The 18,185-nt window shown below is 35.4% G+C and carries 7 protein-coding genes; 4 read left to right on the top strand and 3 right to left on the bottom strand.

Translation table 11 applies throughout. The annotated features are described in order from the left end of the window. Nucleotides 1-114: 114 nt before the first annotated feature. Nucleotides 115-5,160, bottom strand: coding sequence for a leucine-rich repeat domain-containing protein (locus tag IRZ99_RS05270; protein WP_194656270.1), 5,046 nt, complete (start codon nucleotides 5,158-5,160; stop codon nucleotides 115-117). Nucleotides 5,161-5,507: 347 nt separating this feature from the next. Here IRZ99_RS05270 and IRZ99_RS05265 point away from each other — a divergent pair, with 347 nt between their 5' ends. After that, the gene (locus IRZ99_RS05265) at nucleotides 5,508-7,142 is read left to right on the top strand and encodes a S8 family peptidase (RefSeq protein WP_194656269.1); all 1,635 of its coding nucleotides are present in this window, start codon (nucleotides 5,508-5,510) and stop codon (nucleotides 7,140-7,142) included. A gap of 61 nt (nucleotides 7,143-7,203) precedes the next feature. Further along, a complete protein-coding gene (locus tag IRZ99_RS05260; protein ID WP_194656511.1) occupies nucleotides 7,204-9,081 on the top strand; it encodes a M1 family metallopeptidase in 1,878 nt (625 codons plus the stop codon). A gap of 70 nt (nucleotides 9,082-9,151) precedes the next feature. Here IRZ99_RS05260 and IRZ99_RS05255 read toward each other — a convergent pair whose 3' ends face one another. Next, on the bottom strand, nucleotides 9,152-10,090 hold the full coding sequence (locus IRZ99_RS05255) for an L-threonine 3-dehydrogenase (RefSeq protein ID WP_194656268.1): 939 nt from the start codon (nucleotides 10,088-10,090) through the stop codon (nucleotides 9,152-9,154). A gap of 346 nt (nucleotides 10,091-10,436) precedes the next feature. Between IRZ99_RS05255 and IRZ99_RS05250 the strand changes: the two genes are divergently transcribed. Both IRZ99_RS05250 and mfd read left to right on the top strand, forming a co-directional pair. Continuing rightward, nucleotides 10,437-11,048 carry a hypothetical protein gene (locus tag IRZ99_RS05250; protein WP_194656267.1) on the top strand — a complete coding sequence of 204 codons (612 nt, stop codon included), beginning with the start codon at nucleotides 10,437-10,439 and terminating at the stop codon, nucleotides 11,046-11,048. After that, nucleotides 11,041-14,406 (top strand): transcription-repair coupling factor, encoded by a 3,366-nt coding sequence (mfd, locus tag IRZ99_RS05245; RefSeq protein ID WP_194656266.1) that lies wholly within the window; start codon nucleotides 11,041-11,043, stop codon nucleotides 14,404-14,406. The genes IRZ99_RS05250 and mfd overlap by 8 nt, the downstream gene beginning before the upstream one ends. A 266-nt stretch (nucleotides 14,407-14,672) precedes the next feature. Here the strand turns inward: mfd and IRZ99_RS05240 are convergent, their stop codons facing one another. Further along, entirely contained in the window at nucleotides 14,673-18,041 is a 3,369-nt protein-coding gene (locus IRZ99_RS05240) for an Ig-like domain-containing protein (RefSeq protein WP_194656265.1), read from the bottom strand. Nucleotides 18,042-18,185 lie beyond the last annotated feature (144 nt).

Genomic DNA, 18,185 nt, shown 5'->3' with positions numbered 1-18,185 from the left:
TAATTGTTTTTCCTTACGGGAAGACGTAAACGAGTTTTTTTTAAAATTAGAAAAGAATAAAAAGAAAGAAATTCTATTTTCATTAAGCCGAAAATAGAATTTCTCCTTGTTAAATTATTCCACTATAATTTTTTTAACTGAAGCATTGTCACCATTGATTAAATAGACATAGTAAACTCCTTTTGGAAGACCAGCCAAATTGATTGTGTTGTCTGCACTGTCTGAATCAAAATTAAATGCTCGTACCAATTGTCCTGTTGTGTTGTAAACTGTTGCTTTTTTCAAAAAAACATTATTTATGCTGACTTCCCCTTTTGTTGGGTTTGGGTATAAAACTGCCTTGTCATAAATAGAATCTTCAACTCCTAAAGTACAAGTTGTAGAATAAACAGTGTTTACTTCTTTAATTTTTGACCAGTTAGCATTTGAAAAAACCGCGTCATCTACCTTTACACAAGCAAGTTTATCGAGACCAAGAAAAGTGGTTGTAATATTATTTGCAGCATTTTTTCCGGTAACATTCAGGATGATCATATTTGTATTATTTCCGTTTTGCAGATTTAAATACAACAGTGGATTTGAAACTACATACACAATTGTAAGTTTACCGTTTTTAGATAAGTCTAACGATGTAATTTGATTTGAAGAAGCATCCAGTGTTTCTAAAAGAATATTCTGACTTAAATCTAAAGTCGTCAATTGATTATTACTGCAATTCAAATAAGTTAATGCCGTGAAATTTTCAATTCCCGCCAAATCTTTAATGTTACTGTTAGAAAGATCCAGGCTGGTAACCTGCTTAACATCTGTAATTGTTATTTTTCCATTTAAACCATCAGAATCAATTCCTAAATCAATTAATTTTTGTTCAAAATTGACGTCAGGAATTAGAACAATCTGGTTTTCACATAAAACGCTGTAACTAGCTGTAGCGTCTTTTGCATTTGCCCAATTTTTATTTGAAAAAGCTACATCATCAACCTGAATACAAGTTAAATTTGGATTGTACTTGAAATTATCGCCCATATTTCCAAAACTCGAGTTATTTCCATTTTTTAAATTTAGGCTTGTTAATTGATTATTGTTACAAGACAAGGAATTTAAATCTGTATTCATCGAAAGATCGAGATCTGTTAATTGGTTAGATGAGCAATTTAAAATATGTAAAGGATTTTTGGAAGTATCCAAACTTGTTATTTGATTAGTGTCACATTCTATTCTTATTAATACTGTGTTTTTAGAGGTATTTAAACTTTTTAATTGATTGCTATTGCAGTATATAGCATCAAGCAAAGTATTGTTAGAAATATCTAAATTCGTTAGTTGGTTATGATCACAAATTAAGTTTGTTAAAGCGGTATTTTTAGAAACGTTTAATGTAGTTAATTGATTTGAATTACAATACAAATGTGTTAAAGCAGGATTGTTGGTTACATCAATATTTGTAATTGCATTATTTGTAAAATATAACGTCTTCAAGGCAGTATTTTGAGAAACATCTATACTTGAAATTTGATTTTCATGAAAATACAAATCTAATAAAGCTGTATTCTTAGAAACATCTAATTTTTTCAACTGATTACCTCCGACAGATAAATATTTTAATTTGGTGTTGTTCGAAACATTAATATCTGAAACATTATTATTGTCGCATTCGAAATTTATTAAAGATGTAAAATCCTGAATTCCGGTTAAATCGCTAATAGATTTTGAGCTTATAAATAAATCAGTAACTGCAACTGCATTAGATGTCAGGACTTTGCCGTCTGTAACTCCTGAATCAATTCCTTTTGCGATTAAAGCTTTTTCAAAATTAATATCCGGAATTAAGGTATAAGTGTCACAACTAGTATTAAAAATTGCGGCAGCATCTTTTTTAGTCGCCCAATTGGTGTTTGCATATGAAACGTCATCAACCTGAATACAGCTTAGATTTGGATTGTTTATAAAATTTAGATATGCAAGTTTAATATTGTTTGCATTCTTTAAATTTAGACTCGTTAATTGATTAGAATTAGAATATAAACCGACTAAGGCAGTATTTACGCTAACATCTAAAGTGGTTAGCTGATTTTTTGAACAATTTAAAAATTCTAAAGCTTTATTTTTGTTTATATCTAAATTTGTTAATTGATTAGATTGACAATATAGCTCTGTTAGAGTAGCGATGTTAGAAACATCCAGGTGGGTTAATTTATTTTCGCGACAATCCAACAGATTTAAAGCTGTATTATTACTTACATCTAAACTGGTTAATTGACTAGTATTACAGCCCAAAAATGTTAACGCAGTATTTGAGCTTACATCCAGAGTAGTATATTTGTTTGAACCCGAATCTAATTTTGTTAACGCTGTATTTACTTTAACATCTAAAGCTGTTAATTGATTTGAATAGCAGCTCAAATTAAGTAAAGCAATATTATTACTTACGTCTAAAGAGGTTATCATATTGTTGTTGCAGTCCAGAGTAGTCAGAGCGGTATTCTTACTTACATTTATTTTTGTTAATGAATTTTGACCACAATACAAATCAGTTAATGATACAAAGTCTTCTATTCCTGTTAAATCTGAAATATTACTTTTGTTAAGGTCTAAGAACTTTACAGTGCTAATAGTATCAGTAAGAACTTTTCCATTTAATCCATCAGTGTCAATTCCTAAATTAATTAGTTTTTGTTCAAAATTGGCATCGGGAATTAAGGTATAAGCAATTTCAGGTTTTCCTGGTGTATATAAAGCCGAAATTTCTTCCGGAGTCAAAACACGATTCCAAATGGCAATATCATCTATTGTTCCTTTAAAACCTTCGTTTATGCTATCTCCAGAAATTCTTTGACCGACTCTAAAGATGTTGCCAACAGTATTTAAATTTACAGCTTTTTGATCTACAAAATTACCATTTACAAATATCGAAAGTTTAGATCCATCATAGGTAAGCGTAAAAAAGTACCAATCATTGTTGGCGTAATTAAAGTTGTTGATATAATAGTCGTCACTAGATGAAGAGGCTCCACTTATCATCTGGAGATAACCTTTACTATAAATAGAAAGAGACAATCTTTGTAATTTAGCTAAGGTACCGTAATTAAAAATTGAAACTTCAATTTTATTGGGATCAGAAAAAGAATCATTTGTTTTAAACCATCCTGAAATTGTTCTGGGAGCATTAATTTGAGGAATATTTGGTATAACAGCATCGATATAACTGTTTACGCCATCAAAACTATAAGCAGTGTTGCTATTTCCGAATCTGTCTGATGTTAAAGTAGCGGCTGTAACAGTTCCGTTCGATCCGTTTCCGCTAGTATCATTTGCATTTCCATTAAAAGGATAATAAGCAACTAAACCATTTGTTGGTATTTGCTCATTTCCTGAAGGTAATGTAACCGTTATGTTGACTGCGACTCTCAGTAGACTTTCGCATCCGTCAATTGTTTGCGAAACATAATAAGTACCTGTTTGTAATACAGTCGATAAATTTAAAGCAGATCCGGCAACAGGAACGTCATACCATTTCAAATTAATTCCGGAAGCTTTTAAGTCTGCAACTGTAGTGATATTATTGAATGTTTGTGAACTGGCAGTTGGAGGAGGTGTCTCACCTGCAGAAATGACTATATTATAGGAAACTATACATCCATTCACATCTCTTGCATTTATTACATAATTTCCTGGAGATAAACCTGCAAATGCATTTGAAGATTGATAATTAAAGGGCGAAAGTGCATATTCGTATGGTAGTGTTCCTCCAGTTGCAATAGCCGTTATTTTACCATTATTGTTGTCACATGACGAACTTGTACTTGTTACTATTAAATTAAGAAGTTCTGGCTGTGTGATAGTGAAATTTTTTGTAATTGATAATGAAGCGGCATCTGTTATGGTACAAGAGTAATTTCCGGCAGCCAATGCCGTTATAGAACTGGTTGTTTTTCCATTAGACCAAAGATATGTATAGGGAGCCGTACCGCCCGAAACAGCTGTTATAGAAGCTGAACCATTTTTATCGCCAAAACAAGTTATATTGGCTTGAGATGTTGTTATTACAAACGAAGCTGGACACACAACTGTTAATGGTACATTTTTATTAACATTTGTACCATCACCTAATTGACCATCAGAATTATCTCCGAAAGTCCACATAACGCCATCAGAACTCACAGCAGCTGTATAATACCAACCTGCGTTTACCTCTTGCCAATTTTTTGAAGCTCCTATTTGTACTGGGATTAGGCTGTTGAGAGTTGTGCCATTTCCTAATTCGTTATGCGAATTATATCCCCAGCTCCATAAAGAGCCATCTGTTTTTATGGCAATTGTATGATCGCCCGCCGCTCCTAAACTTTTCCAATTCGTGGACGTTCCTATTTTCGTCGGAACATAACTATCCGTAGTTGTACCGTTTCCTAACTCTCCATATTTATTTTGTCCCCAAGCCCATAAGGACCCGTCTGTTTTTATAGCAAGTGTATGACTGCCTCCTCCACATATCGTTTTCCAATCAGTTGCTGTTCCGATTTTTTTTGGTGAATAGCTTTTAGTAGTAGTACCGTCTCCTAATTGTCCGGCATTATTTCCTCCCCACGTCCATAAAGAGCCATCTGTTTTTATGGCAATCGTGTGATAATAACCTACCGTTATCGATTTCCAATCTGCAGCTGTTCCAATCTGTTTAGGAGTGTTGCTACCCGAACTGGTACCGTTGCCTAGTTCTCCAAAATAATTATCTCCCCAAGCCCATAAAGTTCCATCGTTCTTTAAGGCAACTGTATATTGATTTCCTGCTGCCACTGTCTGCCAGTTAGTAGCAGTTCCAATTTGTGTAGGAACACTTTTATTTATAGAGGTGCCATCTCCCAATTGTCCTTCCTTGTTGCTTCCCCAGGCCCACAAAGAACCATCGTTTTTTAGTGCAACCGTATGATTAGTTCCGGTAACTACTATTTTCCAATCAGTAGCTGTTCCTATTTTTTGAGGTGTATAGTTATTTATAGTGGTGCCATCTCCTAATTGCCCTTCCTTGTTGCTACCCCAGCTCCATAAACTATTATCTGTTTGTGTAGCTACAGTATAACTATACCCAGCAGTTACGGTTTTCCAGCATTGGGCATTTATTTGTGAATAAGAAAGTATTAAAAATAAAAGTAAAGTTTTTCTCATATGTTAAGGTTTTCTATTATTTTAATTTAGGGTTTTGATGGAAATTTATTTTCATAAATTCAGTTTTAGGACTAGACGCAAGTATACCTATTTTAATTAGATTATCCTTACGGGAAGACGTAAAGGGGCGCTTATTTGTCAATAATTTAATTTGTAGGATTTGAAAAATCACCATTATTAATATTTCGTAAGAAATAGTTTAAGTCTTTGCTGTGAAGTACTTTGTTGTTATTTTACATTTTCTTAAATCATAACTAAAATTTCATAACACAGTGTTAACTGTTAGTATTTTGTAACAAAAAATCATAATTTAGACCCATATTTTAACTTTTATCATAATTACAGACATGAGTCATATAAAACCAAATAGCTTATCTGCTTTTGCATTACTTGTTTTAGCAGGTTGTAGTGTAACCCTACAAGCACAAAATTCAACTCCTAAAACAGCGATTATCGCTCCTTTGGCTATTGTAAAAAAAGCTCCGGTTACTGAAAATGAATTAAAAAGATGGAGCCATCTTGATTTGGCAAAAGATACCATTGCCGGAATGAGTGTGGATAAGGCTTACGCCGAATTACTACAAGGAAAAACGGGTGTAAAAGTAATAGTTGGTATTGTTGACTCTGGTGTTGATATCGAACATGAAGATCTAAAAGGAATGATCTGGACCAATCCTAAAGAAATTGCAGGAAACGGAATCGACGATGATAAAAACGGTTTTATAGACGACGTTCACGGATGGAATTTTCTTGGGAATGCCGTGCATGAAAATCTTGAAATGACACGTGTTGTTAAAAAAGGTGACGACGGTTCTGCAGAATATAAAAATGCTCTGGCCCAGTATACCGAAAAATATGAGAAAGCTTTACAAGACAAACAACAGGTTGATCGTTTGTTAGAGATTCATAATACTGTAAAAAAGGCATTAAATAAAACAGATTATAAATTAGAAGACTTAAGTTCTATAACTTCTACGGATCCAAATGTTTTAGATAGTAAAAGAATAATGACGCAGATTTTTAATAGTGCAGGTCCGACTTTTGATCCCGAAGCAGAATTGGAAGACTATAGAAAACAAGTTTACGATCAATTAGATTACAATTTAAATAAAGAATTTGACGGAAGAAAAATCGTAGGCGATAATCCGGAAGATATTAAAGACAATCATTACGGAAATAATGTTGTTTTTGGGCCGGATAAAGAAGAAGCACTTCACGGGACTCACGTTGCCGGGATTATTGCACAAGTTCGTGGCAATAATTTAGGTGGAGACGGAATCGCTAATAACGTTGAAATTTTGACGGTAAGAGCTGTGCCGGATGGAGATGAATATGATAAAGATATTGCATTGGCAATTCGTTATGCGGTAGACAATGGCGCAAAAGTGATTAACGGAAGTTTTGGAAAAAGTTTTTCTCCTCACAAACAATGGGTTTATGATGCTTTACTGTATGCTAAGAAAAAAGATGTTTTAATTGTTCATGCGGCAGGTAATGATGGATATAATATCGATGAAACAAAAAATATTAATTATCCAAATGACTCTCAAGACAACGTAAAAGAGTTTACAGATAATGTGATTACAATTGGTGCAATTAATAAAGCATATGGAGAAACGGTAATAGCTCCATTTTCAAACTTTGGAAAAATTAATGTAGACGTTTTTGCTCCGGGTGAAGAAATTTATGCAACGGTTCCAAACAATAAATACAAATATTTGCAAGGAACATCAATGGCATCACCAAATGCTGCGGGAGTTGCGGCCTTAATTCGTTCTTACTATCCAAAATTGAAAGCAAATCAGGTAAAACAAATTTTGATGGACTCTGGAGTTGCACTTCCTGCAAAAGTAGTTTTGGGAGAAAACCCTAATCCAAATGAAGCACCAGTGGCTGTTTCATCAGTTGAATCATCAAAAACAGCTAAAATGGTAAATGCTTATAATGCATTGCTAATGGCTGAAAAAATGTCGAAGAAATAAAAATATAAAATACTAATCACGATGGAAGAGTGGCAACTCTTCCATTTTTATTAAAACAATGATGCGAAAAATTATACTATTATCCTTTCTGAGTTTTGGTTTAAACTCTGCATTTGCGCAAAATGCTCCCTATTGGCAACAACATGTCGATTACAAAATGGAGGTTTCTATGGATGTAAAAAACTATCTGTACAAAGGAAAACAAGAATTGGTTTACACTAATAATTCTCCTGATACTTTAAGAAAAGTATTTTATCATTTATACCCAAATGCTTTTCAGCCAGGAAGTGAAATGGATGCGCGTCTGCATTCTATAAAAGACCCGGACGGCAGAATGGTTACAAAAGTAAAAGGTGCCGATGGAAAAGAGGTAAAACAAAGCCGAATCGAAACGTTGAAACCAAATGAGATTGGATTTTTAAAAATCACAAATTTCAAACAAGATGGTGTAACAGCTCAAACCAGAACTTCGGGAACTATTCTTGAAGTGACTCTGGCTAAACCAATTTTGCCAAATTCTAAAACTACTTTCAGTTTAGATTTTGATGGCCAGGTTCCGGTTCAAATTCGTCGTTCAGGACGTAATAATAATGAAGGTGTTGAATTATCAATGTCGCAATGGTATCCAAAATTAGCCGAATTTGATTTCGAAGGATGGCACGCAGATCCTTACATCGCAAGAGAATTTCACGGTGTTTGGGGGAATTTTGATGTGAAAATTACAATTGATAAAGACTATACAATTGGAGGTTCTGGATATTTACAGGATAAAAACCAAATTGGTCACGGATATCAGGATGCTGGTGTAACAGTTGTGTATCCAAAAAAAGCAAAAACATTAACATGGCATTTTATTGCACCAAATGTTCACGATTTTACATGGGCTGCAGATAAAGCATATACGCATGATATTGTAAAAGGACCAAATGATGTTGACTTGCATTTCTTCTATAAAAATGATCCAAAAACAACTGAAAATTGGAAACAATTAGAGCCTTTGATGGTAAAAGTGATGGATTATTACAACCATAAAGTTGGACCATATCCATACAAACAATATTCATTTATTCAGGGTGGAGATGGTGGAATGGAGTACGCAATGTGTACTTTGATGTTAGGAAGCGGAAAACTGGAAGGAATTTTAGGAACTGCAACACACGAACTAGGACACTCTTGGTTCCAACATATTCTGGCTTCAAATGAATCAAAACATCCATGGATGGATGAAGGATTTACCACTTATATTGAAGATTCTGCTCTAAATGAAATTGCAGCTAAAAAAGAAGAAAATCCATTTAAAGGAAATTATGCAGCTTATTACAGTTTAGTAAATTCTGGTAAAGAGCAGCCGCAAACAACCCACGGTGATCGTTACGACGAAAACAGACCATACAGTATTTCATCTTACGTAAAAGGAAGTATCTTTTTATCGCAATTGGCTTATGTAATTGGGCAGGAAAATCTTGATGCCACTTTAAAGAGATATTACAACGATTTTAAATTCAAGCACCCAACACCAAATGATATCAAAAGAACAGCGGAGAGAGTTTCCGGAGCTGAATTGGATTGGTATTTAATTGATTGGGCTGAAACGGCAAATACAATTGATTACGGAATCAAAGACGTAGCAGATAATGCTGGAAAAACAACTGTAACACTAGAAAGAATTGGAAGAATGCCAATGCCTATCGATTTGAAAGTTGAATATACTGATGGAACTTCTGAAACATTTTACATTCCATTAAGAATGATGAATTTCATCAAACCAAATCCAACTCCAAATGTAAAAAGAACTGTTTTGGAGGATTGGGCATGGGCGCAATCCAACTATAGTTTTATAATTGACAAAAATAAAACAGCAATCAAAAAAATCACAATTGATCCAAGCGGATTAATGGCTGATGTAAAAGCTGCAAACAATGTTTTTGAAGTGAAATAATCTTTATTTGTAGAAATAAAAAAGTCCCGTTAAATTTTTAAACGGGACTTTTTTATGGTTTGTTAAAGGATTAACTCAAATGCTCCAGCATATCTTTAGTCATGGTTTCAAGATCAAAAGTATGTTTCCAGTCCCAATCTTTTCTTGCCTCAGCATCGTCAATACTTGCCGGCCAGCTGTCTGCAATTTTTTGACGGAAATCTGGATTGTAAGTAATCTCAAATTCCGGAATATGTTTTTTGATTTCAGCAGCAATTTCAGTTGGTGTAAAGCTCATTGCAGCTAAATTATAGGATGAATGTATTTTGATTTTTTCAGCCGGTGCTTTCATAATATTGATGGTTGCATCAATTGCATCATCCATATACATCATTGGCATTTTGGTTTCAGAAGATAAAAAGCACTCGTATTTTTTATCGGCTATAGCCTTATAAAAAATATCAACAGCATAATCCGTAGTTCCGCCACCAGGAGGTGTCGACCAGCTAATTAAACCAGGATAACGGATGCTTCGAACATCAACTCCATAAATATTATGGTAGTATTCACACCATCTTTCGCCAGCTTGTTTACTAATTCCGTAAACAGTTGAAGGCTCCATAACGGTATATTGCGGCGTGTTTTCTTTTGGAGTTGTTGGTCCAAAAACCGCAATACTTGATGGCCAGAATACCTTTTTTATCTTTTTTGCTTTCGCTAAATTTAAAACGTGAAATAGAGAGTTCATATTCAAATCCCAGGCAAATGCAGGGTTTTTTTCGGCTGTAGCCGATAAAAGTGCCGCCATCAAATAAATATCAGTAATTTGATGTACCTCTACAAGATGCTCAATTTGGTTAAAATCTAAAGCATTGACCACTTCAAAAGGTCCTGAATTAACAACATCAGTATTTAATTTTCGGATATCAGAAGCAATTACATTTTCTGTTCCGTATAACTTACGTAATTTCTGGGTTAATTCTGTCCCAATTTGACCGCAAGCGCCAATAATCAAGATTTTTGGATTCATTTTTTTTGTAGTTTTTTAGTTATGCAAATATAACGTTTTCGCAATTACACAAGCTTTTTAGAATCATAAATTATAGATTCAATAATGAAAAAGTTTGTTTGTTGGATAATTCTCTTTTACAAGGGTGTGCCTTTGTGCCGGCACGGGTGTGTCTGTGTGCTTTTAAAAGTCTTTCTTTAAAAATATTTTTATTGAGCATAAAAGGTAAAAGAAACCTTTTAAATGGTTATGGAGAGCACTATCGGAAGTGACAAAAAAATAACCTTGTTTTATAGATTCTTTAGCAAAAAACAGAATTCGTAATTGTAAATTTACTTTGTAACTTTGTAGCTTAATGTTTTACCAAATGAAATATAAAATATCTCTTTTTTTACTTTTAATTTTTGTGTTGAATTCATGTCAAAATGAAAATGAAAAACGCCTTGCTGAAAATCTAAAAGTGGCAAAAAAGAACGAAAAAATATTTAATAATATTAATAAGGCCTGGGTTTTTATAGACGAACCAATCAATGAAGTTTCAGAAAAAAATATAAACTCCTGGAACGAATGGCGTGAGTTTTTAAAAGAACTTGGAGAGAAACCAAGAAAAACAATCGGTGCATTTCAGAAAAAATCAACTGCTATTTCAAAAAAAGCAATGGCACTGAATAACAATATTCCTGCAGAATTTAATCTTCCTCAAATAAAAAGCCGAATTTCTATTTTGATTACCAAAGTCAAAATGTTGGATTTATTCATTCACTTGAGTACGATTCCAGATGAGAAAGTAATTTTTTTGATTGGAGAAATCAACAAAGAATTGGTTTCATTAGAAAGACAAATGGATAAAATTGTTGAGAAAGCTAAAATTCCGAAAGAAGAAGGTGAAGAAGATTTCTTGAGAATGTTAGATACAACACGTGCGATTCCTAATTCAGGGCCTGTGCCTCCAATACAAAATACGCCTAAAGTTGAGTAAAAACGCCTTATATACAACGTATGACAATTTGCCCAAAACGCAGCAGATTGCAACAAATTTACTGGAAGGAAATCAGTTAAAAATGCATCTTAGCGGTTTGTTGGGATCGGCCGTTTCATTTATCATTCGCGCTGTTTTCAAAAAAACCGAATTGCCTTTTTTGATTGTTTTAGATAATAAAGAAGAGGCCGCTTACTATTTGAACGATCTCGAACAAATGATTGGTGAGCAGGATGTATTGTTTTATCCGGCATCATTTCGTCGTCCGTACCAGGTTGATGAAACAGATAACGCCAATGTTTTGCTTCGCGCTGAGGTTTTAAACCGAATCAATTCCAGAAAAAAACCAGCTGTAATTGTTACGTATCCGGAAGCACTTTTTGAAAAAGTGGTAACACGTCAGCAATTGGACAAAAACACGTTGAAAGTCGCATTAAACGATAAAATTTCGATCGATTTCATAAACGAAGTTTTATTTGAATACGAATTCAAAAGAGTTGATTTTATTACTGAACCAGGAGAATTCTCAGTTCGTGGAGGAATTGTCGATGTGTTTTCTTTTTCAAACGATCATCCGTACCGAATAGAATTCTTCGGAAATGAAGTCGACAGTATCAGAAGCTTTGATGTTGAAACCCAATTATCGGTTGAAACCCATAAAAAAATCACGATTATCCCGAATGTTGAAAACAAGATATTTCAGGAAAATCGCGAGAGTTTCTTAGATTATATTGCAGAGAAAACCGTTCTTTTCATTCAAAATACCGACGGACTTTTTAGTCAGTTAGACAAACAATTCGCAAGGGCAGAAGAAGCTTTTGAGAAACTTTCAGGCGAAATTAAACATGCCACTCCGGAACAATTATTCTTAAATCAGAGTTCGTTTATCAAACGTGCTTTGGATTTTCCGATAGTAGAATTGGCTTCAAAACCCATTTTCAAAACTACAAAAAAGGTTGAATTTCATTTTCAGCCACAGCCTTCTTTCAACAAACAATTTGATTTGTTGCTGAATAATTTGAGCGACAATCATTTTAACGGTTATAAAAATTATCTGTTTTGTTCGAATGATGCACAGGCAAAACGCTTTCATGATATTTTCGAATCGCTAGATGAAGCGAATTCAGAGAATATTCGCAAGCAATATCACACGATTGTATTGCCTTTGTACCAAGGCTTTATTGACGAAGAAAATCAAATTACGGCCTATACCGATCACCAGATTTTTGAGCGTTATCACAAATTCAACATCAAAAACGGTTATTCTAAAAAGCAGAATATTACGCTAAAAGAATTAACAGCACTTTCTGTTGGAGATTATGTAACGCATATTGATCACGGAATTGGGAAGTTTGGTGGCTTGCAGAAAATTCAGGTGGAAGGCAAAACGCAGGAAGCCATAAAACTAGTTTATGCTGATAATGATATTGTTTATGTAAGCATTCACTCGCTTCATAAAATTTCAAAATACAACGGAAAAGACGGAACACCTCCGAAAATCTATAAATTAGGATCGAACGCCTGGAAAATTTTAAAACAAAAAACCAAAGCGCGTGTCAAACATATTGCGTTCAACTTAATTCAGTTGTATGCAAAACGCCGTCTGGAAAAAGGTTTTCAGTTTGCGCCGGACAGTTACCTTCAAAATGAATTAGAAAGTTCGTTTATTTATGAAGACACTCCTGATCAAACCAAATCTACACAAGAAGTAAAAGCCGACATGGAAAGCGATCGCCCAATGGATCGTTTGGTATGTGGAGACGTTGGTTTCGGTAAAACAGAGGTTGCGATTCGCGCCGCTTTTAAAGCGGTTGACAATAGTAAACAAGTTGCAGTTTTAGTACCGACCACTATTTTGGCGTACCAGCATTACAGAACATTTACCGAAAGATTAAAAGATATGCCTGTTTCGGTTGGTTATTTAAACCGATTTAGAACTGCCAAACAAAAAACACAAACCTTAAAAGATTTAGCTGAAGGGAAACTTGATATTGTCATCGGAACGCATCAATTAGTAAACAAAAATGTAGTTTTTAAAGATTTAGGTTTATTGATTGTCGATGAAGAACAAAAGTTTGGTGTAAATGTAAAAGACAAATTAAAAACGATTGCAGCGAATGTCGATACGCTGACTTTAACCGCAACGCCAATTCCGAGAACGCTTCAGTTTTCATTAATGGCAGCGCGCGATTTATCTGTAATTACAACGCCTCCGCCAAATCGTTATCCGATTGAAACCAATGTGGTTGGTTTTAATGAAGAAATAATTCGTGACGCCATTTCGTATGAAATTCAGCGAAACGGACAGGTTTTCTTCATCAATAACCGAATCGAAAATATAAAAGAAGTGGCAGGAATGATTCAGCGTTTGGTACCAAATGCAAGGGTCGGAATTGGTCACGGACAAATGGAGGGCGCAAAACTCGAAGAATTGATGTTAGGTTTCATGAACGGCGATTTTGATGTTTTAGTGGCAACCACGATTATTGAAAGTGGTTTGGATGTACCAAATGCCAACACGATTTTCATCAACAACGCCAATAATTTCGGATTGTCAGATCTTCACCAAATGCGTGGTCGAGTGGGGCGAAGCAACAAAAAAGCATTCTGTTATTTCATCTGTCCGCCGTATTCTTCCATGACCGAAGACGCCAGAAAACGTATTCAGGCTTTGGAGCAATTCAGCGAATTGGGAAGCGGTTTCAACATCGCCATGAAGGATCTTGAAATTCGTGGTGCCGGAGATTTATTAGGTGGCGAACAAAGCGGTTTCATCAATGAAATTGGTTTTGATACCTACCAAAAAATCATGAACGAAGCCATCGAAGAATTGAAGGAAAACGAGTTCAAAGATTTATATCCGGAAGAGAACGATATTGACACGAAGGAATACGTAAAAGATTTACAAATCGATACCGATTTTGAATTGTTGTTTTCTGATGAATATATCAATAATGTTACCGAGCGTTTGAGTTTATACAACGAGTTGGGTTCTGTAAAAAATGAAGAAGAACTGGTTATTTTCCAAAACAAATTAATTGACCGTTTCGGACCAATGCCTCCGCGTGCCAATGCTTTGATGAACAGCATTCGCATCAAATGGATTGCAACCAACATAGGAATCGAAAAATTGGTGATGAAAAAAGGAAAAATGATTGGTTATTTCGTTTCAGATCAACAGTCTGATTATTATCAGTCGTCAAAATTTAGAAAGGTACTTCAATTTGTTCAAAAATACAGTTCACTTTGTCAAATGAAAGAAAAACAAACGCCTAATGGTTTACGACTTTTATTGACTTTTGATAATGTAAAATCGACCAAAAGAGCATTGGAATTGATGGAATTATTAGGGGAGTAATTTTTTTGTTTTTTAGAAGCAGAAAGATTCTTTTTCAAAAGACGATCAGTCCCGCTATCCCTTCCAATCTTTTGTGCCGAACACCGGCACAAAAGGATTTCCAGTCTTATCGGGGCTAGATTAGACGTTTTGTAATTCGATTTACCTTTTTTAAACCTTGTGTAGAAAAGTAAACATAAAAAAATGCCGGATGAAATTTTCATCCGGCATTTACTTTTTAAAAAATATTAATTCACGCTAATTCGTGAATTCGTGGCGAAAACTTATTATTTCACAATCAGCTTCTTTGTCACATTAAATTCATTCGAATTAATATTTACAATATAAATCCCCGAAGCTAAACTGTGATTAATTTGTCCTGAAGCCGAAAGTCTGTCTGTTAAAACCGTTCTTCCGTTCATGTCTGAAACAGTGATCGAAGCCATATCACCAGCTTTTAATTCAGGTATTAATACATGAAATTCACTGTCAGTCGCCGGATTCGGATAAATCCCAATTACAGCTTCAGTTTCTGAAACAGCATCAATTTTTAAGGCAGATTTTCCTGTTCCAACTGTTGTTGGTTCCAATTGCCATTGTGCACTGTACCAGCCATCTTGAGAATTTCCGTATTGTGCAGAACCCGTTTGGTTTTCAACATGAATAATATTTCCTGACTGCCATCTGTTTCTTAATCGCGTCCATGTTCCGTCAATATAATCGCTAGACCATTGTGCACTCCAAAAAGTTGTATCTGTAATATTACATTGAACACTTCCAGTCTGACCTTCGATATTAATCAATTCACCAGTGGCTACATTTTTCAGCACAAAATAAGTCGCATCTATAGTAATTTTTTGCCATTTGTAACTGTTGCCAGAAATGGTTGTTCCATAACCAACATTCGCACCGGCATCAGATAAATAAGCTCCGGTCCATCTGTTTTTAATCGTGTAATAATTTCCTGTTGCAGTTGAAACGGTTACAGTACAAGTTGCTGTTTTGCTTCCACTCACTGTTGTTACTGTTATTGTTGCAGTTCCGTTTGCAACTGCTGTAATTAATCCCGAAGCATTTACCGTTGCTACAGCTGTATTGCCAGAACTATAAGTAACCGATTTATTTGTTGCATTAGCAGGAAGAATTGTCGGCGTCAATTGTTGCGTTCCTCCAATAGCTAATGAAGCTGTAGTTGGATTCAAACTTACACTCGTTACTGCAACATTTGTTGCGTTTACCGTTACCGCACAAGTCGCTGTTTTTGCTCCATCCTGAGTGGTTACAGTAATAGTTGCAGAACCTGCTGCGATTGCAGTTATTAATCCAGTTGCGTTTACAGTTGCGATAGCCGTATTGCTTGAACTATACGAAACCGTTTTGTTCGTTGCCGTTGCAGGCGCAACTGTTGGTGTTACTTGTTGTGTGGTACCAACCAATAAAGTGGCCGTTGTTGGCGATAATGTAACTCCCGTCACCGCAACAACAGTTCCCGGATTTGAATCGTACCAGGTGTTGTTCATGTACCAGCCTGTTTTGTTTCGGCTTAAATCGGCAGTTTGATTGGTTCCGTCATTGAAAATTAAATTTGTTGATGTTACATTGGTAAACGTATAACTGTACCAGCCATTTCCGGCATCGGTCATATTTACTCCCGGCCAGGTGGCATTTGCTAAAACTCCCGCTGGTAAAGCGCTCCAATAATAAATTTTAATTCCAGTTCCCCAATTAGATGGTTTATAGAAGTACACCGTGAAATTACTATTTGGATTTACCGTAATAGTTGCTGTTGCAGTTTTATTACCATCTTGAGTAGTTGTGGTAATTGTTGCTGTTCCCGCAGCAACTGCTGTTACAAGTCCAGATGAATTTACCGTTGCAATTGCAGTATTGCTTGAACTATACGTAACATTTTTATTTGTTGCATTTGCCGGTAAAACTGTTGCAGTTAATTGTTGTGTATTTCCTGCGTATAAACTTGCAGTAGTTGGTGTAACACCTACAGAGGCAACCGGAATTGCCGCAACTGTGACAGCTGAAGTCGCTGTTTTGTTGCCATCAACAGTTGTAGCTGTGATTGTAGTTGTTCCTGCAGCAACTGCTGTAACTAAACCAGAAGAATTTACGGTTGCAACCGCTGTATTGCTTGATGTCCAGTTTATATTTTGATTTGTTGCGTTTGCCGGCGCGATCGTTGCACTTAATTGTTGTGTAGAACCCAAACCAACCGTTACTGTCGATGGACTAACAGAAACACCTGTCACCGCAACAACCGGAGCATTGGTATTGGTTAAAACCAAATATTCATATGCCGCAAATGATCTTGTCGCACCTGCAGTTAAAGTCACAGAAGCATTACCATTGTATGGGTTTACATAAGTTCCTGCTAACGCCGCCGGAATAACATACGATTTAGAAGCATTTCTTAAATTTGACATTACGATTACTTTTTCAGTTCCTAATGTTTTTGTAAAAATGCTAATATCATCATTGGCATACATTGTTAAATCTCCACGTCTAATGGCTGCGCTAGAGGTTCTGAAATTTAAAATCTTAGCGAAATCAGCAGCAGCAGTTGGGTTTTGGGACCAGTTGAATTTAAAGCCTTGCCAAGGCCAGTCGGTTTTAGGTTCGTAGTCGATTTCCTGTCCGCTCATTAAAAAAGGAACTCCTTTCATATAAGCAGAAACTAAGAAATTGGCAACAATTCCGTTATGGTTATTGAAGATTACGAATGGCCTTTGAACCCCATTATCATTTGTATAAGTGTCATGATTTCCGGTGTAACGAACGGCTTGATTTGAACCCGTTGCATTGGCATATTCATAATCATTGATAGTTTGAAAACGAGTCGAAACCGGACCACCGGCAGCAACATCTTTTAAGGCATTCCAAAACCATCTGTCACCAAAGTTCATGTCAAAACCAGCCGTAAAGTTGGCTTGTCTATCTCCTTCTGCTAACATTAATAATTTATGAGAAGAAATTCCACGAATGTTTCCGATAACTTCAGACCAGAAATCTAATGGAGGATTATTTGCGTAATCGCAACGGTATCCGTCAACGTTCGCAGCTAAAATCCAGTAACGCATAGCATCTTTTATAGCATTTCTTGTAGCAGAACTATTAAGATCTAGCGCTGCGATATCGGAGAAGTTTCCTAATTGCTGAATGGTGGTGCCACTTCTCAAATAATACTCAGGATGCGTGGTTGTCCAGGCATTATCCCAAGAAGTACCATTGATGGCGATATCCAAAATAACGGCCATTCCACGACTATGAGCTCCATCGACTAAAGTTCTTAGATCAGAAAGTGAACCATATTCTGAGCCCACGGCTTTAAAATCTTTAATACAATAAGGAGAAGGCGAACTTCTGGAATCAGTACCATGCGGGTAAATGGGCATTAAATAAATAACGTTGGTACCGAGTGCTTTAATATTATCTAAACGGGCGGTTACTCCGGCTAAATTTCCGTTGGCACTAAACGGACGAATATGTACCTGATACATGTTTACATCTCGGGTATCGGGAACACCGGCAAATGGTGTACCGTACTGAGGCGGATCTTGTGCATAAACGGAACTTGCAAATAATAATAGAAAACAGATTACTGCTTTTGTGAAATGAAATAATCTAGTGGTAATTTTGATTTTCATAATTTCGGTTTTTTGCATGCTTGTCAGCATCTCTAACTAAAATTCATTCTCACTCGCATTGGTTTTTAAATTCGACAAACATTTTGTGGTTAATAGTTTTCAAGTAGTAAAATTTTAATTTCTGTCTAAAAAAGACATAGGTAT

Origin of the sequence: Flavobacterium sp. LC2016-12, from assembly GCF_015351595.1 — a bacterium.
Lineage (GTDB): Bacteria > Bacteroidota > Bacteroidia > Flavobacteriales > Flavobacteriaceae > Flavobacterium.
The sequence above is the reverse complement of the archived record's forward strand: the minus strand, read 5'-3'. Positions and strand labels throughout refer to the sequence as shown.